Annotated in this window: 19 protein-coding genes and 1 pseudogene; 12 read left to right on the forward strand and 8 right to left on the reverse strand. The window is 72.4% G+C overall.

Annotation, left to right across the window (positions count from 1 at the left end):
* The first annotated feature begins 49 nt into the window (after positions 1-49).
* On the forward strand, positions 50-952 hold the full coding sequence (locus C8054_RS00210; RefSeq protein WP_107154613.1) for an ABC transporter ATP-binding protein: 903 nt from the start codon (positions 50-52) through the stop codon (positions 950-952).
* On the forward strand, positions 949-2,541 hold the full coding sequence (locus tag C8054_RS00215; RefSeq protein WP_107154614.1) for an ABC transporter permease: 1,593 nt from the start codon (positions 949-951) through the stop codon (positions 2,539-2,541). Before C8054_RS00210 ends, C8054_RS00215 begins: the two co-directional genes overlap by 4 nt.
* Positions 2,542-2,547: 6 nt before the next feature.
* Here C8054_RS00215 and C8054_RS00220 read toward each other — a convergent pair whose 3' ends face one another.
* Positions 2,548-2,865, reverse strand: coding sequence for an STAS domain-containing protein (locus C8054_RS00220; RefSeq protein ID WP_107154615.1), 318 nt, complete (start codon positions 2,863-2,865; stop codon positions 2,548-2,550).
* 157 nt (positions 2,866-3,022) lie between these two features.
* On the opposite strand from C8054_RS00220, the gene hemL reads away from it, so the two are divergent.
* The 6 genes from hemL to ccsB are packed head-to-tail and all read left to right on the forward strand — an operon-like array spanning position 3,023 to position 9,042.
* Entirely contained in the window at positions 3,023-4,363 is a 1,341-nt protein-coding gene (gene hemL, locus C8054_RS00225) for a glutamate-1-semialdehyde 2,1-aminomutase (protein WP_107154616.1), read from the forward strand.
* A 3-nt stretch (positions 4,364-4,366) separates the two neighbouring features.
* Positions 4,367-5,014, forward strand: a complete 648-nt coding sequence (locus tag C8054_RS00230) for a histidine phosphatase family protein (protein WP_107154617.1) — start codon at positions 4,367-4,369, stop codon at positions 5,012-5,014.
* The gene (locus tag C8054_RS00235) at positions 5,014-5,589 is read left to right on the forward strand and encodes a TlpA disulfide reductase family protein (protein WP_107154618.1); all 576 of its coding nucleotides are present in this window, start codon (positions 5,014-5,016) and stop codon (positions 5,587-5,589) included. The genes C8054_RS00230 and C8054_RS00235 overlap by 1 nt, the downstream gene beginning before the upstream one ends.
* Positions 5,589-6,446 carry a cytochrome c biogenesis CcdA family protein gene (locus C8054_RS00240; RefSeq protein ID WP_107154619.1) on the forward strand — a complete coding sequence of 286 codons (858 nt, stop codon included), beginning with the start codon at positions 5,589-5,591 and terminating at the stop codon, positions 6,444-6,446. The genes C8054_RS00235 and C8054_RS00240 overlap by 1 nt, the downstream gene beginning before the upstream one ends.
* Entirely contained in the window at positions 6,446-8,065 is a 1,620-nt protein-coding gene (locus C8054_RS00245; protein ID WP_107154620.1) for a cytochrome c biogenesis protein ResB, read from the forward strand. The genes C8054_RS00240 and C8054_RS00245 overlap by 1 nt, the downstream gene beginning before the upstream one ends.
* Entirely contained in the window at positions 8,065-9,042 is a 978-nt protein-coding gene (ccsB, locus tag C8054_RS00250) for a c-type cytochrome biogenesis protein CcsB (protein ID WP_107154621.1), read from the forward strand. The genes C8054_RS00245 and ccsB overlap by 1 nt, the downstream gene beginning before the upstream one ends.
* A 40-nt stretch (positions 9,043-9,082) precedes the next feature.
* Here the strand turns inward: ccsB and C8054_RS00255 are convergent, their stop codons facing one another.
* The 5 genes from C8054_RS00255 to C8054_RS00275 all read right to left on the reverse strand — a co-directional run bounded on the left by C8054_RS00255 (position 9,083) and on the right by C8054_RS00275 (position 14,357).
* On the reverse strand, positions 9,083-10,414 hold the full coding sequence (locus C8054_RS00255; RefSeq protein WP_107154622.1) for a hypothetical protein: 1,332 nt from the start codon (positions 10,412-10,414) through the stop codon (positions 9,083-9,085).
* The gene (locus C8054_RS00260; protein ID WP_146179825.1) at positions 10,414-10,749 is read right to left on the reverse strand and encodes a hypothetical protein; all 336 of its coding nucleotides are present in this window, start codon (positions 10,747-10,749) and stop codon (positions 10,414-10,416) included. The genes C8054_RS00255 and C8054_RS00260 overlap by 1 nt, the downstream gene beginning before the upstream one ends.
* Before the next feature lie 473 nt (positions 10,750-11,222).
* Positions 11,223-12,569, reverse strand: coding sequence for a hypothetical protein (locus tag C8054_RS00265; RefSeq protein WP_107154624.1), 1,347 nt, complete (start codon positions 12,567-12,569; stop codon positions 11,223-11,225).
* Positions 12,570-12,645: 76 nt separating this feature from the next.
* The gene (locus C8054_RS00270) at positions 12,646-14,007 is read right to left on the reverse strand and encodes a DNRLRE domain-containing protein (RefSeq protein ID WP_107154625.1); all 1,362 of its coding nucleotides are present in this window, start codon (positions 14,005-14,007) and stop codon (positions 12,646-12,648) included.
* 149 nt (positions 14,008-14,156) lie between these two features.
* Positions 14,157-14,357: a hypothetical protein gene (locus C8054_RS00275; protein WP_107154626.1), complete on the reverse strand. Its 201-nt coding sequence runs from the start codon at positions 14,355-14,357 to the stop codon at positions 14,157-14,159.
* A gap of 110 nt (positions 14,358-14,467) precedes the next feature.
* Here C8054_RS00275 and C8054_RS33145 point away from each other — a divergent pair, with 110 nt between their 5' ends.
* Positions 14,468-15,679 (forward strand): pectate lyase, encoded by a 1,212-nt coding sequence (locus C8054_RS33145; protein WP_107154627.1) that lies wholly within the window; start codon positions 14,468-14,470, stop codon positions 15,677-15,679.
* A gap of 52 nt (positions 15,680-15,731) precedes the next feature.
* On the opposite strand, the gene C8054_RS00285 is transcribed toward C8054_RS33145, so the two are convergent.
* The gene (locus tag C8054_RS00285) at positions 15,732-16,202 is read right to left on the reverse strand and encodes a MarR family winged helix-turn-helix transcriptional regulator (protein ID WP_107154628.1); all 471 of its coding nucleotides are present in this window, start codon (positions 16,200-16,202) and stop codon (positions 15,732-15,734) included.
* Positions 16,203-16,265: 63 nt separating this feature from the next.
* On the opposite strand from C8054_RS00285, the gene C8054_RS00290 reads away from it, so the two are divergent.
* The 3 genes and pseudogenes from C8054_RS00290 (at position 16,266) to C8054_RS00300 (ending at position 17,410) form a co-directional block, all read left to right on the forward strand.
* Entirely contained in the window at positions 16,266-16,820 is a 555-nt protein-coding gene (locus tag C8054_RS00290) for a carboxymuconolactone decarboxylase family protein (protein WP_107154629.1), read from the forward strand.
* Between the two features lie 159 nt (positions 16,821-16,979).
* Positions 16,980-17,231, forward strand: a pseudogene (locus C8054_RS00295) (Scr1 family TA system antitoxin-like transcriptional regulator); the annotation flags it as partial.
* Complete coding sequence (locus C8054_RS00300) at positions 17,219-17,410, forward strand: DUF397 domain-containing protein (RefSeq protein WP_107154631.1); 192 nt, start codon at positions 17,219-17,221, stop codon at positions 17,408-17,410. The pseudogene C8054_RS00295 and the gene C8054_RS00300, both read left to right, overlap by 13 nt.
* A 12-nt stretch (positions 17,411-17,422) precedes the next feature.
* Here the strand turns inward: C8054_RS00300 and C8054_RS00305 are convergent, their stop codons facing one another.
* On the reverse strand, positions 17,423-18,295 hold the full coding sequence (locus C8054_RS00305; protein WP_107154632.1) for an alpha/beta fold hydrolase: 873 nt from the start codon (positions 18,293-18,295) through the stop codon (positions 17,423-17,425).
* Positions 18,296-18,399 lie beyond the last annotated feature (104 nt).

Below are 18,399 nucleotides of genomic sequence, written 5' to 3' on the forward strand. Positions count from 1 at the left end.
TGACCCTACAGTCTTCACAAGTTTCTGAAACGAGCGTAACTTCCGAAGTATGGAAAACACCATTGAGGTGTCCGGCCTGGTGAAGACGTTCGGCCGGACCCGGGCGCTCGACGGGCTCGACCTGAGCGTCCGCGCCGGTGAGGTGCACGGCTTCCTCGGCCCCAACGGCTCCGGCAAGTCGACCACCATCCGGGTGCTGCTCGGTCTGCTGCGGGCGGACGCGGGAGCCGCCCGACTGCTGGGCGGCGACCCCTGGCGGGACGCCGTGGCCCTGCACCGCCGCCTCGCGTACGTGCCCGGCGACGTCACGCTCTGGCCCAACCTCAGCGGCGGTGAGGTGATCGACCTGCTCGGCCGGATGCGCGGCGGGCTCGACCCGAGGCGCCGCGCCGAGCTGCTGGAGTCGTTCGAGCTGGACCCGCGGAAGAAGGGCCGGACCTACTCCAAGGGCAACCGGCAGAAGGTCGGCCTGGTGGCCGCGCTCGCCTCCGACGTCGAACTGCTCATCCTCGACGAGCCGACCTCCGGGCTCGACCCGCTGATGGAGGAGGTGTTCCAGCACTGGGTCCGCCGGGCCCGCCACGACGGCCGCACCGTGCTGCTCTCCAGCCACATCCTGGCCGAGGTGGAGGCGCTCTGCGACCGGGTCACCATCATCCGGGCCGGCCGCGCGGTGGAGTCCGGCACGCTCGGCGACCTGCGCCACCTGCACCGCACCGCGATCGACGCCGAGGTCACCGCCCCGCTCGACGGGCTGGCCGACCTGCCCGGCGTGCACGACCTGCGGGTGGACGGGCACCGGGTGCGCTTCGACGTGGACGCCGCCGCGCTGGACGCCGCGCTGCGCCGCCTCACCGAGCTGGGCGTCCGCAGCCTGGTCAGCACCCCGCCGACACTTGAGGAGCTGTTCCTGCGGCACTACGAGACCGCCCCGGAAAAGGTCGCCTCATGAGCGCGCTCACCGGGACCCGGCACCTGGCCCGGCTGATCCTGCGCCGGGACCGCGTCCTGCTGCCGCTCTGGGTGCTGGTCCTCGCCGTGCTGCCGATGTCGTACGCGACCAGCTTCTTCGAGCTGTTCCCCACCGCCGCCGAGCGGGCCGCGTACACCGAGGGGACCGCCCGCAACCCGTCCATCGTCGCGCTGCTCGGCCCGGTCTACGGCGACAGCGTCGGCGCGCTGACCGCCCAGCGCAGCGGGTTCCTGCTGGTGATCGTGGCGCTGGCCAGCCTGCTCACGGTGATCCGGCACACCCGCACCGAGGAGGAGGCCGGCCGGCGGGAGCTGCTCGGCGGCAGCGTGCTCGGCCGGTACGCCGGGCTGACCGCCGCGCTGCTCGTCACGTACGCCGCCGACCTGCTGCTCGGGCTGCTCACCGCCGCCGGGCTCGCCTCGACCGGGCTGCCGGCGGCCGGCTCGTACGCGTACGGCCTGGCCGCGGCGCTCACCGGGATGGTCTTCGCCACGCTCGGCGGGCTGGCCGCGCAGCTCACCGAGACGGCCGGCGGGGCGCGGGGCATCGGCCTCGCCGGCCTCGGCGCCGCGTTCGGGCTGCGCCTGGTCGGGGACACCGCCGGCGACGACTGGCCGAGCTGGCTGTCGCCGCTGGGCTGGGCGGCCCGGGTACGGGCGTACGAGGGGGACCGGTGGCTGGTGCTGCTGCTGCCGTTGGTCGCCACGGTGCTGCTGTCCGCGCTCGCGTACCCGGTCTCGGTCCGCCGCGACCTCGGCGCGGGCCTGCTGCCGCCTCGCCTCGGGCCGGCCACCGACGACGGGGCGCTGTCCGGCCCGGTCGGCCTGGCCTGGCGGCTGCACCGGGGGCAGCTCCTCTGGTGGTCGGTCGGGTTCGGCCTGCTCGGGCTGATCCTGGGCGGCGCCGCCGAGGCGGCCGGCCGCTCGGTGGAGGGGAACCCGCGGCTGGAGGAGATCATGGCCCGGATCGGCGGGGCGTCCGGGCTGGCGGACGCCTACCTGGGCGCCACGCTCAGCCTGGCCGGGCTGGCCGCCGCCGGGTACGGCATCCAGGCGGCGTTGCGGATGCGCGCGGAGGAGTCCGCCGGGCGCGCCGAACCGGTGCTCGCCACCGGCACGCGCCGCTCGACGTGGCTGCTTTCACACGTGGCGTTTGCGCTGCTCGGCCCGGTGGTGGTGCTCGCGGTGACCGGCCTGGCCACCGGCCTGACGTACGGCTTCAGTGTGGGCGACGTGCCCCGGCAGGTGGGCCGGATGCTCGGCGCCGGGCTGGCCCAGGCGCCGGCGGCCTGGGTGCTGGCCGGGCTGGCCGTGCTGCTGCACGGACTGCTGCCCCGGTTCGCGTCGGCCGCGTGGGCGGTGCTGGCGCTCTGCGTGCTGCTCGGTCAGCTCGGCGCGGTGCTGAACCTGAACCAGTGGCTGCTGGACCTGTCCCCGTTCACGCACACCCCCCAGGTGCTGCGCGCCACCTGGACCCCCACCCCGCTGTTCCTGCTCACCGCCCTGGCCGTCGCCCTGACCCTGGCCGGCCTGCAAACCTTCCGCCGCCGCGACGTCCCGATCACCTGAGTCGGGTCAGCGGATCATCAGGGCGCTGCGGAGGCCGGTGATGTCGAGGACGCGGAGCAGGAAGTCGCCGACGTTGCTCAGCATCAGCACGCACTGGGCGTGGCTGGCCTTGCGGCTGAGCACCACGAGCGTGCCGAGGCCCTGTGAGTCGCAGAAGGTGACGCCGCCCAGGTCGAGCACGATGCGCGGCGGCGGATCCGCCAGCACCTCGTTGACCACCGTGGAGAGCTGGGCGGCCGTGAGCATGTCGATCTCACCGGCCAGGCGAAGCACGGCTTCGTCACCCGTCCGGTGCACGGTGATGGACAGTTCGGCACGATCCACCCGGTCAGCCTATCGCGATCCCCACGAACGGGCCCGTCGAGCGCTTCCCGCCCCACCCGCCCCACCTCCGGGCGCACCGCACGGGGGGTGAGGCGGGTAACGCCCGGGGCGGGGTGCTGGTCGGGGAGGGGTCGGGCGCTGACACAATGGGGGCATCGTGACCGAGACGTTTTCCGCCGGATCCGGCCGTTACCCGGCCGACGCTCCGGCCTCCGAGGCCCTGTTCGACCGCGCCAAGGCTCTCGTGCCCGGCGGGGTCAACTCCCCTGTGCGTGCGTTCCGCGCGGTCGGCGGCACCCCACGCTTCATGGTCCGGGGGGAGGGGCCCTGGCTGTTCGACGCCGACGGGCGGCGCTACGTCGACCTGGTCTGCTCCTGGGGCCCGCTGATCCTCGGCCATGCCCACCCCGCCGTGGTGGAGGCGCTGCGCGAGGCCGCCACGCTGGGCACCAGCTTCGGCACCCCGACCCCGGGCGAGGTGGACCTCGCCGAGGAGATCGTCGCGCGGACGCCGGTCGAGCAGGTGCGCCTGGTCAACTCCGGCACCGAGGCGACCATGTCGGCGATCCGGCTGGCCCGCGGCTTCACCGGTCGCGCCAAGATCATTAAGTTCGCCGGCTGCTACCACGGCCACTCCGACGCGCTGCTCGCCGCCGCCGGCTCCGGCGTCGCCACGTTCGGGCTGCCCGACTCGCCCGGCGTGACCGGCGCGGCGGCCGGCGACACCATCGTGCTGCCCTACAACGACCTGGGCGCGGTCGAGGCCGCCTTCGCCGCCGAGGGGCAGCACATCGCGGCGATCATCACCGAGGCGGCGGCCGGCAACATGGGCGTGATCGCGCCCCGCGACGGCTTCAACGCCGCGCTGGCCCGGATCGCCCACGCGCACGGCGCGCTGCTCATCGTCGACGAGGTGATGACCGGGTTCCGGGTCTCCCGCGCCGGCTGGCACGGCCTCGACGCCTCCGACGCCGACCTGTGGACGTACGGGAAGGTCATGGGTGGCGGCCTGCCCGCGGCGGCGTTCGGCGGGCGCGCGGAGATCATGGCGAAGCTGGCCCCGGCCGGCCCGGTCTACCAGGCCGGCACGCTGTCGGGGAACCCGCTGGCCTGCGCGGCCGGCCTGGCCACGCTGCGGCTCGCCGACGACGCGCTCTACCGGCGCCTCGACGAGACGTCCGCCGCGCTGGGCAAGCTCGCCACCGAGGCGCTCTCCGAGGCCGGCGTGCCGCACCGCCTCTCCACCGCCGGCAACATGTTCTCGATCTTCTTCACCGACGCCGACGTGCGCGACTACGACAGCGCCCGCACCCAGCAGGTGGCGGCTTTCAAGGCGTTCTTCCACGCGATGCTCGCCGGTGGCGTCTACCTTCCGCCGAGCGCGTTCGAGTCGTGGTTCGTCTCGGCGGCGATCGACGACGCCGCGTGGGAGCAGATCGCCGCCGCCCTGCCGGTGGCGGCGCGGGCGGCGGCAGCGGCGGCGGGACACGGGGGGTAACCAATGGCGGAGACTGTGGTGCACGTGCTGCGGCACGGTGAGGTGCACAACCCGGACGGCATCCTCTACGGCCGGCTGCCCGGTTTCCGCCTCTCCGAGCTGGGCGTGCAGATGGCCAAGGCGGCGGCCCAGGCGCTCGCCGAGCGGACCGTGGTGCACGTGGTGGCCAGCCCGCTGGAACGCGCCCAGCAGACCGCCGAGCCGATCGCGGCGCAGTTCGGCCTCTCCGTCGGCGTCGACGAGCGGCTGATCGAGAGCGCGAACTGGTTCGAGGGCAAGAAGGTCTCGCCGGGGGACGGTTCGTTCCGCGACCCGCGCAACTGGTGGGTGCTGCGCGACCCGGTCACGCCGTCCTGGGGCGAGGCGTACCAGGTGATCGCGGAGCGGATGTTCGCCGCGCTGCACGCCGCCCGCGTCGCCGCCGAGGGGCGCGAGGCGGTGCTCGTCTCGCACCAGCTCCCGATCTGGACGCTGCGCCGCTACGTCGAGCGCAAGCGGCTCTGGCACGACCCGCGTCGCCGGCAGTGCGGCCTGGCCAGCCTCACCTCGTTCCACTTCGACGGCGCCCGGATCGCCGGCATCGGCTACTCCGAGCCGGCGGCCCACCTGATCGCGATCTCGCCGACCGCCCGGACGGCCAAGGGGGCCTGATGCTCACCCGGAGGCTCGCCGCCGCCCTGCTCGCCGCCGTCACCGCCGGTACGGCGCTGGTCGGCTGCTCCTCCGGCAGCCAGGAGAGCCGGTGCGCGGCCGACGGGCTCACCGTGACCTGCGCCCCGGAGCAGCGGTCCAAGACCCCGAAGGTGAGCGGTGAGCTGCTCACCGGCGGAAACTACGACGTCGCCCGCGACCGTGGGCAGGTCGTGGTGGTCAACTTCTGGGGCTCCTGGTGCGCGCCCTGCCGGGCCGAGGCGGACGACCTGGAGGCCACCTACCAGGCCACCAAGGGCGTCGGCGTGACGTTCCTCGGCATCAACGTGCAGGACAGCAAGGACAAGGCGATCGCCTTCGAGGAGGGCCGGGTCACCTACCCGAGCATCTTCGACCCGTCCAGCCGGCAGGCGCTCAACTTCGACATCCCGCCGAACAGCACCCCGGCGACCGTGGTGCTGGACCGGGACGGACGCATCGCGGTGGTGATCCGCCGCGCGGTGACCCGGGACGAGCTGCGGCCGATCGTGGAGAAGGTCGCCGCCGAGCGGCCGGCGCCGAACGGCTCCCGCTGATGGGCGAGACGTTCGCCCGGCTCGCCGCGTCCGGCCCGCTGCTGCTCGCGATCGGCGCGGCGGCGCTGGCCGGCCTGGTCAGTTTCCTGTCCCCCTGTGTGCTCCCCCTGATGCCCGGCTACCTCTCCTACGTCACCGGCCTGGCCGGCACCGACCTGGAGGGTGCAAGGAGGGGCCCCCGGTTAACGCCTCCGGTAGAGGAGGGGCCCCCTGTTAACAGCGGCGGCGGCGGTGTGGGCCTGGCGGAGCGGGCGGCGCCGGCACGGACCGCCGCCGCGGTGAAGGGGCGGGTGCTCGCCGGCACGCTGCTCTTCATCGCCGGCTTCACCGCCGTGTTCGTCTCCACCGCCATCCTCTTCTCCGGCGTCGGCAAGCTCTTCTTCCGGTACGAGCGCACGCTGGAGATCGTCATCGGCGCGCTGGTGGTGGTGCTCGGGCTCGGCTACCTCGGGGTGATCCCCGGCATGCAACGCGAGTTCCGCATCCGCGCGCTGCCCGCCGCCGGCCTGCTCGGCGCGCCGGTGCTCGGCGCGGTCTTCGCGTTGAGTTGGCTGCCCTGCACCGGGCCGACGCTCGGCGCGGTGCTCGGCCTGGCGGCCACCGAGGGGAGCGCCGACCGGGCCGTGGTGCTCGCCGTGGCGTACTGCCTCGGGCTGGGGGTACCGTTCGTCGTCTTCGGGCTGGGCTTTCAACGCCTGCTCGGGGTGTTCCGCGCCGTCCGGCGCAACAGCCGGTGGGTCACCCGCGTCGGCGGGGCCCTGCTGATCGTGATCGGCCTGGCGCTGGTCACCGGCGGCTGGACGAACGTGGTGATCTGGTTGCAGACGCACGTGGGCGTGGGTGAGGTGAGCATCTGATGACGTCCGTGGACGACCGACCGGCCACCCCGCCGGCGGAGGCGCCCCGGCGGCGGGTCAACCCGGTGCTGGCCCTGCTGCGCAACTCGTGGCGGCAGCTCACCAGCATGCGTACCGCGCTGATCCTGCTGTTCCTGCTCGCGATCGCCGCCATCCCCGGCTCGGTGCTGCCGCAACGCGGGGTCAACCCGGAGAACGTCGACAAGTGGTTCGTCGACCACCCCGACCTGGCGCCCCGGCTCGACCAGATCGGCATGTTCGGCGTCTTCGGCTCGGTCTGGTTCTCCGCGATCTACGTGCTGCTGTTCACCTCGCTGATCGGCTGCATCCTGCCGCGTACCCGCGACCACGTCCGGGCGTTGCGGATGCGCCCGCCGGCCGCGCCGAAACGGCTGGAGCGGCTGCCGCAGCACGCGGTGCTGGAGGCCCCGGCCGCCGCCGACCCGACGGCGATCGCGGCGGTGCTGCGCCGCCGCCGGTGGCGGGTCACCGTCCGGGGCAACGAGGTCTCCGCCGAGAAGGGCTACCTCAAGGAGACCGGCAACCTGCTGTTCCACACGTCGCTGATCGCCGTCCTGCTCGGGGTCGCGGTCGGTTCCTGGTACGGCTGGCACGGCAACCGCATCCTGGTCGCCGGCGCGGACAACGCGTTCTGCAACACCCGCCAGCAGTACGCCGAGGCGTCGCTCGGCCCGCGGGTGGACAGCGCCGACCTGCCGCCGTTCTGCCTCACGCTGGAGAAGTTCGAGGCCGACTACCTGGACTCCGGGCAGGCGTCCCGCTTCTGGGCCACGGTCAGCGTCGACGAGCCCGGTGGCACGCCCCGCACCGCCGGCTTCTCGGTCAACTCGCCGCTGCGGCTCGACGCGGCGAACGTCTACCTGCTCGGCAACGGCTACGCGCCGGTGCTGAAGTACACCGACCGGTTCGGCACCAGCCAGACCAGCGACGACCCGTTCCTGCGCACCGGCGACCCGAACGCCACCGAGGAGGGCGTGGCGGTCTTCCCGGACGCGAACGTCGACCCGAAGACCGGCACCCGCGCTCCGGACCAGCAGGTCGCCTTCGACGGGCTCTACCTGCCCACCGCCGGGGACCGCGCGCCGTACGTGGCGTCGCAGTTCCCGGCCGAGCGGAACCCGGCGCTGAACCTGACCGCCTACCGGGGCAACCTGGGGCTGGACGCCGGCATCCCCGGCTCGGTCTACCAACTCGACCAGCGGCAGGTCGACAACGGCAAGCTGAAGCAGGTCGGCACGAAGCTGCTGCGGCCGGGCGAGACGTGGACCCTGGACGACGGCAGCACGCTGGAGTTCGTCGGCACCCGGCCGTACGTGACGCTGGCGATCCGGCACGCACCCGGTCAGACGCTGCTGCTGGTGGCCAGCGGCACGCTGCTGCTCGGGCTGATGGGCTCGCTCTTCGCCCGGCGGCGGCGGGTCTGGTTCCGGGTGTCGCCCCCCGCCGGTGGATCTCCGACGGGCGGTAGTAGCTTGGTGGAGGCCGGTGGGCTGCCGCGCACCGAGCACCCAGGGTTCGCCGACGAGTTCGCGCAGCTCGTCGCCGCGGTCAGCGGCGGCGGGCCGGAGCAGCGGCGGGCGCGAGAAGGAGACGAGTGATGTCCGCACTCTCGGATCAGCTGGTCACGTTCGCGATCCTGACGTACCTGATCGCGATGATCAGCCACGCCGTGGAGTTCGCGTTGGGCAACGCGCGGAAGGTGGCCGTGGCCACCCCGGCCCGCGAGCTGGTCGGCGCGGGCGTCGGCAGCACCGGGGGGACCGTCGACGAGCCGGTCGCGCCGGTCGCACCGCCGCGTCCCGACCGTTCGGCCGCACGGGCCGCGCTCGCCGGGCGGATCGCCGCCTGGCTCACCGCGCTCGCCGCCGCGCTGCACCTGGGCGCGGTGGTCACGCGGGGCATCGCCGCCGAGCGGATGCCCTGGGGCAACATGTACGAGTTCGTACTGACGGTCACCTGGATCGGGGTGGCCGCGTGGCTCGTGGTGCTCTGGAAGCAGCCGTCGTTGCGCCGGCTCGGGCTGTTCCTGACGCTGGTGATGGTGCTGCTGCTGGCGTTCGCCGAGCTGAAGCTCTATGTCCAGGTCGTGCCGCTGATGCCGGCGCTCCAGTCGTACTGGTTCATCATCCACGTGTCGACGATCATCTTCGCCTCGGGCATCTTCCTGCTGGGCGTGGTGCCGGCCGCCGCGTACCTGATGCGGGCCGGTTGGGAGCAGGGGCGGCGTAGCTTCCCGTACACCCTGGCCCGCCGGCTGCCGGCGGCGGCCGGGCTGGAGCGGCTGACCTTCACGACGCACGCGTTCGCGTTCCCGATCTTCACGTTCGCGGTCATCGCGGGCGCGATCTGGGCCGAGGCGGCCTGGGGTCGCGCCTGGGGCTGGGACCCGAAGGAGACCTGGGCGTTCATCTCGTGGGTGGTGTACGCCGGTTACCTGCACGCGCGGGCCACGCCGAGTGTGAAACGCAACGTGGCCACTTGGATCGCGGTGGTGGGCTTCCTGACCATGCTGATGAACCTGTTCGGGGTCAACTTCTTCTTCACCGGCCTGCACTCGTACGCCGGGGTCAACTGACGCGGGGCCGCGGCCGGCCGGGGGTGCCGACCGCGGCGGTCTAGCGTCCCGCCTCGTCCAGTTGGCGTCGGATGAGTCGTTCGGTGGCGGTGGCCCCGGTGGGTTGCAGCCCGGTGCCGGTGCCCTGTTCGGTGACGTCGATGGTGACGGCGATCCGGTCGGTGCCCGCGATGATCATTTCGAAGATCTTGTTGAAGTGGACCGGGACGTCCTGTCCGTCCTCTCCCTTGATCACGAGCTGGCTACCCTCGGTCGCCCCGTGCAGTTGCCGCATCCGCAGGCCGGTGATGTCGCGGTAGCGGAAGTCGAACGCGTCGGTGTTCGACACGATGCAGCGGATGAAGTCCCACTCGCAGGAGAACACCGAGATCCGGCTCTGCCCCAGGAGCAGGATGACGATCTTGTAGCGCGAGAAGCGCAGCACACCGTCCTGGCCGCGCGCCTGCTGGGTGGGGGACGCCGGCCCGATGACGAGCTGCGGCTCGCAGACGAGATCGTCCAGGGCGGTGTCCAGGTGCCGCAGCGCGTGGTCCCTGATGCCGAACTTGTCGAAGTACAGCCAGAGGTCCATCTGCTCGTCGGTCGGCCTGGGCTGCGACGCGGCCAGGTCGCGTTGGTAGGCCGACGTCAACGACGTGTACTCCTGGAAGCCCTTGACCAGCATGACCGCGCCGCCGATGCCGAGCGGCACCGCCAGGCAGCACAGCACCGTCTCCTTCAACGCGATCAGCAGCAGGATCAGGCCCAGCCCGGCCAGCACCCCACCGATGATCATCATCGTCTTGGCGGTGCCGAGTAGTGGTGGCTTCGGGATACGGATGAAGTAGCGGTGCACGTTCGGCCGGCGCGCCTCGATCCCGGCCCGGGCCACCGCCAGCGTGGCCTGCCAGAGCGGGTCCTCCCGGCTCTCCGTGAAGGGGGTGATCTCGGCGGCGTGCACCGGGGCCACCGCGCCGAGACCGGCCTGGAGTTCCTCCACGCTCGGCCCGTGGTCGATGCGGTCGGCGTAGTGGTCCCGTTTGAGCGCGATCCAGAGCGCGCGGACGTGGGCGGCGGTCGGCTCGATCTGGAGGGCCCGACCGAGGTGTTCGTCCACCTGGTCCATGGTCCGTTGGGCACCGCTTCCCATCCGGCTGGGCTTGCGACCGCCGAGCAGTGCGAGCGCCAGATAATAGTGCGGGTCCGCGCCGGCCGCGCCCTTGGCGATCGCCTCGGTGAAGAACTCGACCGCCTTCGGGTAGAGCCCTTCCGCAATGGCACGCCGGCCGTAGCCCATCAACTCGTCCGGGCTCGTGGTCATGCCGGCGATGACCGTTTCGGCGTTGATCTGCGCGCCGAAGACCCGTTGGTTGCGCTGGTCGTAGCCGGCCATCAGGAGATCCCGCCGAGCGCGTTCCACACGGTCACCAACGCGGCGCCGATGGCCGCCACGGGCGCCGCGACCTGAAGCGCCTCGGTGGCCCGGCGGACCCGGGTCGACGCTTCCGCCCGGTCGTCGCGGGCGATGCTCGCGGCGGCGACCCGCAGCTCCTCGCTGATCGCCGCGCCGGCCGACGGGGCGATGACGCCACGCTCGATCGCCTGCGCGACGGCGGCGCGGACGGCGTCGAGCCGGTGGAGGAGCGTGGTCGGGTCGTCGTCCGGCAGGCCGGTGAACGTGGCGTCGCTCAGGTCGATCCGGTCGGCGTTGAATTGGTTGCCACGCACGGTCTGGTGTTTCTGGTCGAATGTTGCCATGGCCGTTGTCACCCACCAATTCGCGAAAGAATTGTTTCGGTGAACTGACCGAACCATTCGCCGAGGGGGCATCGCAACGTCGGAAAACTTACTTGCCCGACGGCGACTGTCCGCAGTGGTACGAACTGTGCAGGTGGCTCGGTCCAGACGGGTGACGCGTTTCCCGGGAATTCGTGTTGGCGGGTCCGAACAGGCAATGCGGAAACGGGCTGCCGGGGGGCGTGTCGTGGCCCCGTCGGGGTGCCCGGACTGCCGAACGTGCGCGGAGACGGGCCGTTCGGTCTTCGGCCGTCCGGCCGATCACCGTTCAGGGGTCTTGACGGCGGCGGCTCCTCCGGGGCGCGCACCGCCACGTCCCTCGCCGACCGGGGCGCGGCATCGACTTGGGCGCGGCATCGACCGCCGGGAGTCGGGCGACTCCCGGCGGTCGCGTCGTCGCCCGGTCAGCCGATGACGACCGGGGCGGTGTCGTTCGTCGGGTCGTCGTCGGGCCGGGGGTAGCTGTAGGGCACGGCTACCGAGCCTGGCGCGCCCAACGGGCCGTCGATCCGCAGGTCCACGTCGACCAGGAAGGCGTCACCGGCCGGGAAGACCGCGTCCGGCAGCGTGCAGAACCAGGCGATCGGCGCGCCCGGGTCCTCCTCGTCGCCGTAGCCCGAACAGTGCTCCGGCGCGTTCGTCACCACCGTCCCGGCCGGTGGGGTGAACGTGAAGTGGGCGGCGTCGCCGCCGGAGACGGTGCCGTCCGGCACGCCCGGCCCGTCGTTGCGCAGGCCGACCCGGACCCGCACCGTGTCGCCGGTCGCCCCGGCGGCCCTCGCGCCGAGCGCGACCACGTCGAACGCCCCGCGGACGGCGCGGAGATAGAACTGACCGGAGGCGTACTGCTGATCCGGGCCGAGCACGTCGACCGTGCCGCCGACCGGACGCAGCCGCAGCGCCGCGTCCGCCGGGCGACGCCGCAGCACCACGCCCTCGGGCAGCGGACCGGCGGTGGCCTCGGGCGCCACGGTCTGCACGATGCGTTTGTCGCCGACCGCGGCGGGGCCGACAGTGGTCGGGAGACCACCGGGCACCTCGTAGCGCCGGCCCGGCGTCAGCTCGCGGCCGAAGTGGCAGACCACGACGGTGCTGAGTTGGCCACCCGTGCCGTACCGGCAGTTGCGGAACGCCGCCGGCTCCAGCCCCACCGGGAAGCGGAACGTGGCCCGCAGGCCGGTCACCGGCTGGTCGCCGGCGCTGACCAGGGTCACCGGCACGGCCAGCCGGTCGCCGGTGCCGGCGCCTTCCACGTATGCGTCGACCAGGTCGACGGCGTCGGGCCCGGTGCGCACCGTGACGGCCGCCTGCTGGGCCTCGCCGTCGACGCCGTCGGCCAGCGTCGCCCAGGCGATCGTGCCGGCGGCGCCGTCGACCGCACCGGCCACCGTGCGGAGCACGATCGGGACGGTGCCGGTCACGCCGCCGAACTCGTCGGTGGTGGCGTCGGCGGGCATCGGGCAGGTCGCCACCGCGCCCACCCGGTCGCAGCCGGCCGGGAACGTGGCGGTGGCGACGTCGGCGAGGCCGCTCACGTCGATGCGGACGCGCGGGTGCGTCGCGTCGGCGTCGCTGCTGAGCGAGAAGGCGGCGGTGCGGGCGGGTGCGCCCGGACCGCCGAGGGTGGTGTCGCCGAGCCAGCCGCCGACCCAGCCGGGACCGGGGTCGGCGGTGGCCGGGGCCGGCAGCGCCGCGACCACCCCGAGCGTGGCCAGCGCCGCCGCGCCGGCCGAAACGCGCAGACGTCTCATCGAACTCCTTGCGGACGGGGACGCCGGCCCGAGCGGGCCGGCGTCCGCGATCCTATGAGGAGGGTGTGACGCCGACTCAGTGGCAGCTGTCGACGCCCGAGTCGGTGAAGGTTCCGCCGGTCACCGGTAGGAACTGCCACGTGTAGGCGTTCGGGGAGAGCGTCAGCTTGAGCACTCCGAACGTGTTCCCGTTCTTTGCCTGGCTGTTCGCGGCCGGCTCGGGGAACGTCTTCATCAGCGGCCGGCCGCCGGTGCCGACCACGAACTCCCGGATGCCGCGGGTCGGGTCGGCCACGCCGGACGGGTTCTGCGGGGCGAACCGCTCGTACTGGTGGTTGTGGCCGTTGATGACGATCTCGGCGCCCGCGTCGTAGAGCGCCTGGAACAGCGGGCGTACGTTCGACGACGTCCGGCCGCCGGAACTGAACAACGGGTGGTGGTACTGGGCCAGCGTGCAGCGGTTCGGGTGTGCGGCCAGGTCCGCGCGCAGCCATTTCTCCTGGGGCGAGCCGGCCTGGCAGCCGCCCACGTGGGAGCAGTTGGTGTTCAGCACGATGATGTGCCAGCCGGCCTTGTCGAAGGAGTAGTAGCCCTTGCCGGGTGGCAGGACCGGGCCGAAGTAGTCGAACGTGGGCTTGGCGTTGGCGGTGAGGTAGTCGTGGTTGCCGAGGATGGGTTTCGTGCGGCTCTTGAACTGCCCCCAGGTCGGGTCGTAGCAGTCGGCGAGTTGCGCCGCCGTACCGCTGTCGGTCAGGTCGCCGCCGGCCATCACGGTGCCGGGCTCGCGGGCGATGATCTGCGCGGTCTGCGCGGCGCCGGTGGTGCTGCACGCCGAGATGTCACCAGCGTTGAGCAGCACGTTGTCCCCGGTCGGCGGTGGGCCGGTGGTGACGATCAGCATCGGCGCGTACGTGCCGGACTCCCGGCTGTCGTAGAACGCGCCGTCCGGGTTGGTGGAGGACAGCGAGAACGCCACCTCGCCGTTGCCGGTGACGGCGTCGGTGACGTCCAGCTCGTACCAGGTGTTGCTCCGGACCGTGCCGAGCGAGCCGAGCGGGCCGCCGACGGACGCCGGCCGGTTGGCGTAGGTCAGCGTGCTCTCCGACCAGGACGTGCCGACCTTCTGCGCGGTGCCGCCGTTGGGGCTGGGGGCGTTCGCGGTGTTCCGGACGTGCAGCCGCAGGCGGGCGCTGGAGACCGGGTCGGTCAGGCGGGTGACGGTGAACTGGAGGTAGGAGATCCGGACCGGGGCGGCGCCGACCACGAGGGAGTTGGTGCTGTTGAAGTTGGCGTTCGGGCTGGACGAGCTGACGTAGCTGTCCTGGGTGGGGGCGAACGGGATCGTGGTGGTGGCGGCCGAGGCCGGGGGCGCGCCGGCGAGCAGCGCGGCGGTGAGGGCCGACGCGGCCAGCCCGGCCTGGAGAGCGAGCCTTTTCATGGGATCTCCGATTTCCACGGCCGTTCGCTCGTGCCCGTCCGGGCGGACCGGCCGCCTCGTTGCGGGAACCCAGTTGACGTGGGGGCGCGTGACGCGGCCGTCACCGACGGCGAAAGGGCGGTGACGGCGGCGGTCGGAGGTGAGGACGCCTACGAGGCGGTGACGCGGCGGCTCAGCAGCTCGTCGATCCGACGGGTGATCTGGTAGGCCACCTCGGGCAGGTCGGCCAGGTCGAGGCGGTCGGCCCGGAGCGCGAACTGGGCGTGCAGCTCGCGGGCCACCGCGTCGCGGATCTCGGTCTGGAGCGGGCTGAGCCCGTCAGGATCGCCCACCACGTACGCGTCGTCCATCCGCCCATGATGACGGACGTGTTGCCCTTGCGTAAACATCGATAAATGTCTATGGTTTGCCAGAAAGCGCTTTCTAACTCAGAGTACACACGCGTGAAAGGTGAAACCGGATGAGACGCAAAGTCGCCACTCGGTGGCTGACCGGCGGTGTCGCTGCGGTCGCGGGCGCCGTCGTCGCGCTGGCGTTGCAGGTCCCCAGCGCGTCGGCCGCCACGAACCTGAGCCTCGGCGCCGGCGCTGACGGCTCCAGCAAGGCTGATGGCACCAGCTACGGCAACGTCATCGACGGCAACGCCGGCACCTACTGGTCGCCGAGCGGCTCGACCGGCACGGTCTCGGTCAAGTGGGGCAGCGCCACCACGGTGTCCTCGGCCGTCATCGTGCAGGCCTCGGGCGGCGGCTCGATCAGCGGCTGGCAACTCAAGAACTACGACACGGGCTCCGTCCTGGCCAGCGGCGGCAGCGCCCCGAGCGTCATCACCTTCTCCTCGACGTCGCTGAAGAAGATCTCCTTCGTCATCACCAGCGCGTCCGGCACCCCGCGGATCGCCGAGTTCGAGACGTACGCCAGCGGCGGGTCGACCCCGACCACCAGCCCGACCAGTGGTCCCACCAGCGGTCCGACGTCCGGCCCGACCGGCAACCCGGGTACGCCGACAGGTGCGTGGCCGTCGTCGGCCGGCTCGGTGAACATCTCGAGCACGGTCAACGTCTCCGGCACCTTCGACGGCGGGATGAAGACCTACTGTTGCATGGGTGACGGTGGGCAGGGCGAGTCGCAGGACCCGATGTTCAAGATCGCCAACGGGGGCACGCTCCAGAACGTCATCCTCGGTTCGCCCGCCGGTGACGGCGTGCACTGCGAGGGCACCTGCACGATCCGCAACGTGTGGTGGAACGACATCGGGGAGGACGCCGCCACCTTCAAGCAGACCAACGGCGGTACGTCCTACGTCATCGGTGGCGGCGCGCGCAGTGGCAGCGACAAGACCTTCCAGCACAACGGCAACGGCACCGTCAGCATCTCCGGCTTCTACCTCAAGGGGACCGGCAAGCTGTACCGCGCCTGTGGCAACTGCTCCACCTCGTACACCCGCCACGTGCGTGTCGACAACGTCCTCGTCGACGACATCGACATGCTCGCCGGCATCAACAGCAACTGGAACGACACCGCGACGATCACTCGCGTGGTCGTGATCGGCTCGGCGGTCATCTGCGGCAAGTACAAGGGTGTGGCCAAGGGCAGCGAGCCGAGCTACCTCGGTGAGGGCTGGAACGACGCCAACTGCAAGGTCAACAGAAGTGACGTCATCTTCCGGTAGTGGTGTTCGGACAGGGGCACCCGACGTCGGTCGGGTGCCCCTTTCGTGTCCGTCACCCGCCGAACCAGCCCGGCACGTCGAGGCGGAACACGTCGGCGGGGACCATCCGGCGCAGGTCGTCCTCGATGGCGGCGACCCGGTCCGCGCCGAGCGTGGCCGCCCACCTGTCGCGCAGCGCGTCGAAGACGACCGCCGAGCGGCGTAACCCGTCGTGGCCCCGGGCGGTCATCCGGACCAGTTTCCGGCGCGCGTCGGCGGGGTCGTCCACCCGTTCCAGGTAGCCGAGCGCGACCAGCCGGTCCACCGTCTTGCCGGCGGCCTGCTTGGAGACGCCGAGGCGCTGCCCGAGGTCGGAGGCGGTGGTGCCGGTCGGTCCGACGGCCTGGAGGACGAAGCCGTGGGCCGGGCGCAGCTCGGGGTGCCCGTGCCGGGCCAGCTCGGCGTGCAGGTCGTCGACGAGCGTACGGAAGCCGGCCAGCAGGAGCAGCGGCAGCGCGAAGCCGGGGCGGTCAGGCGTTGCCATGTTCGACAACCTGGTTTACGGTTTGGTCAACCACGTTGACTATCTTACGAGAAGGGACCCCTGATGTCCCGCTTCACCGCGTACCAACCCGACACCGCACCGGCCGCCGCCCGCCCGGTCATGGCCGGCGTCCACCGCAAGCTGGGCCACCTGCCCGCCGCCGTCGGCCTGATGGCCGGCTCGCCCGAGCTGCTCAAGGGCTTCCTCGCAGCCAACGCCGCCTTCGAGGCCACCGACCTCGACCCGGTCGCCCGGGAGGTGGTCGTGCTGACGGTCGCCACCCGCAACGCGTGCCACCTCTGCGTGGCCATGCACACCGCCACGCTCACCCGGCAGGACGCCGCGCCCGAGCTGATCGACGCGCTGCGAACCGGCGGCGTGCTGCCCGAGCCCCGGCTGGAGGCGCTGCGCCGGTTCACCGTCGCCGTGCTCGACCACCGGGGCGCGGTCGGAGACGCCGAGCTGGACGCGTTCCTGGCCGCCGGCTGGCAGCCACGGCACGCGCTGGACGTCGTGCTCGGCGTCGGGACATACACCATCTCGACGTTCGCGAACCGGCTCACCGCCGCGCCGCTCGACAAACCCCTGAGCGCGTACGCCTGGGAGCCGGCCGCCTGAAGCGGGCGTCGGTACGCCTGGGCGCCGGTCGCGGGCGCCGGTCGCGGGCGCCGGGCGTAAGGCGGCGGGCGTTGAGGCGGCGGGCGTTAAGCGGGGGCCCCGCCTCTACCGGAGGCGTTAACAAGGGGCCCCTCCTTCGCGTCGGGGGCGGCGCGGCCCCGGGTCCGACTCCAGGTGGTGCCCGCCTCGGTCGGCGCATATCCCGGTGTCGCCGGGGCCTTCGTGCTGGCTACGCTCCCCACCGGGGAGGACGTCGTCTATCTGGACGATCAGCTCAAGGGCCAGGTGATCGATCACACCGAGGACGTGCTGGCGGTCCGGTCGTCCTGGGAGTCGATCGAGGGGGAGGCGCTGCCGCCCCGGCAGTCGATGGAGTTGCTAGCGGAGGTGGCGGAGACATGGCGGACCTGACCGGCGCCCGGTGGCGCACCAGCACCCGGAGCAGCACCAACGGCGGTGACTGCGTCGAGGTGGCCGACAACCTGCCGCGCGTCGTCGCCGTCCGGGACAGCAAGGACCGCGCCGGAGCGGTGCTGACGTTCCGCCCGGCCGCCTGGCGCGCGTTCGTCGAGTCGGCCCGCCGGGGCTGACCCGCCCGTTCGTCAACCCTTGAGGAACGGCAGCAGCAGCGCGGTGAGCTTCGCCGGTTGCTCCTCGAACAGCCAGTGGCCGCAGTCCTCGACCACCTCGCCGGTGACCCGGTCGGCGTACCGGCGCACCTGCTCGGCCACCTGCCCGCCGAGGCTGGCCTGCGCGCCGACGGCCAGCACCGGCATCGGCAGCTTCGTGCCCCGGTACGCCGTGTTGTCCGCGACGTCCTGCCCGAACGCCCGGAAGTAGGCGAAGCTGGCCCGCAGGTGCGCCTCGTCGCGCAGGTGATCGGCGTACTCCTCGATGTCGTCCGGGCCGAGACTGCCCTTGTTCACCATGATCGAGTCGGTGAACCGGTCGACCCAGAGCGCCTCCCGGCCGGCGACGAGCTGCTCGGGCAGGCCGTTGGGCACGGTGAAGAAGCCGAAGTTCCACACCGCCGGGCCGGCCGCGGTGAGCGCGGGCATGGCGTAGACGCTCTCGTCCGGGACCGGCGCCTCGCTGAGCACCAGCCGGGCGACCGCGTCGGGGTGGGCGGCGGCATAGGCGTACGCGACCATGGTGCCGAGGTCGTGGCCGACCAGCCGGATGTCCCCGGCCAGGTCGAGCGCGGTGAGCAGCCCGTGCAGGTCGGCGGCGACCGTCTTCTTGTCGTACCCGCCGGGCGGGGCGTCGCTGTCGCCGAAGCCGCGCAGGTCGGGGGCGATCACCTCGAAGGAGCGCGCCAGCTCCGGCAGCACGTGCCGCCACATGCGCCAGCACTGCGGGTAGCCGTGTAGCAGGACCAGCGTGGGCCCCTGGCCCCCTCGGACGTAGTTGATCTCCACGTCGCCGACCTGGGCCCGCTGCTCGCTGAACCCCGCCGGCACCCGCTCGTCGTCCATGCCGCCGACTACCCGCCCGACGGGGCGTTAAAAGGGGCCCCCGCCTCTACCGCAGGCGTTAAGAAGGGGCCCTTCCTTGCACCTCAGGGGGGTGGGGGAGGATG

This window comes from Micromonospora sp. RP3T (genome assembly GCF_003027925.1).
Classification (GTDB): Bacteria; Actinomycetota; Actinomycetes; order Mycobacteriales; family Micromonosporaceae; genus Micromonospora.

What these genes read in the sequence shown, in the direction of transcription:
- C8054_RS00210 (WP_107154613.1), top strand. Translation starts at nt 50, where the DNA reads ATGGAAAACACCATTGAGGTGTCCGGCCTGGTGAAGACGTTCGGCCGG.
- C8054_RS00215 (WP_107154614.1), top strand. Translation starts at nt 949, where the DNA reads ATGAGCGCGCTCACCGGGACCCGGCACCTGGCCCGGCTGATCCTGCGC.
- C8054_RS00230 (WP_107154617.1), top strand. Translation starts at nt 4,367, where the DNA reads ATGGCGGAGACTGTGGTGCACGTGCTGCGGCACGGTGAGGTGCACAAC.
- C8054_RS00235 (WP_107154618.1), top strand. Translation starts at nt 5,014, where the DNA reads ATGCTCACCCGGAGGCTCGCCGCCGCCCTGCTCGCCGCCGTCACCGCC.
- C8054_RS00240 (WP_107154619.1), top strand. Translation starts at nt 5,589, where the DNA reads ATGGGCGAGACGTTCGCCCGGCTCGCCGCGTCCGGCCCGCTGCTGCTC.
- C8054_RS00245 (WP_107154620.1), top strand. Translation starts at nt 6,446, where the DNA reads ATGACGTCCGTGGACGACCGACCGGCCACCCCGCCGGCGGAGGCGCCC.
- ccsB (WP_107154621.1), top strand. Translation starts at nt 8,065, where the DNA reads ATGTCCGCACTCTCGGATCAGCTGGTCACGTTCGCGATCCTGACGTAC.
- C8054_RS00255 (WP_107154622.1), bottom strand. Translation starts at nt 10,414, where the DNA reads ATGGCCGGCTACGACCAGCGCAACCAACGGGTCTTCGGCGCGCAGATC.
- C8054_RS00265 (WP_107154624.1), bottom strand. Translation starts at nt 12,569, where the DNA reads ATGAGACGTCTGCGCGTTTCGGCCGGCGCGGCGGCGCTGGCCACGCTC.
- C8054_RS00270 (WP_107154625.1), bottom strand. Translation starts at nt 14,007, where the DNA reads ATGAAAAGGCTCGCTCTCCAGGCCGGGCTGGCCGCGTCGGCCCTCACC.
- C8054_RS00275 (WP_107154626.1), bottom strand. Translation starts at nt 14,357, where the DNA reads ATGGACGACGCGTACGTGGTGGGCGATCCTGACGGGCTCAGCCCGCTC.
- C8054_RS33145 (WP_107154627.1), top strand. Translation starts at nt 14,468, where the DNA reads ATGAGACGCAAAGTCGCCACTCGGTGGCTGACCGGCGGTGTCGCTGCG.
- C8054_RS00285 (WP_107154628.1), bottom strand. Translation starts at nt 16,202, where the DNA reads ATGGCAACGCCTGACCGCCCCGGCTTCGCGCTGCCGCTGCTCCTGCTG.
- C8054_RS00290 (WP_107154629.1), top strand. Translation starts at nt 16,266, where the DNA reads ATGTCCCGCTTCACCGCGTACCAACCCGACACCGCACCGGCCGCCGCC.
- C8054_RS00300 (WP_107154631.1), top strand. Translation starts at nt 17,219, where the DNA reads ATGGCGGACCTGACCGGCGCCCGGTGGCGCACCAGCACCCGGAGCAGC.
- C8054_RS00305 (WP_107154632.1), bottom strand. Translation starts at nt 18,295, where the DNA reads ATGGACGACGAGCGGGTGCCGGCGGGGTTCAGCGAGCAGCGGGCCCAG.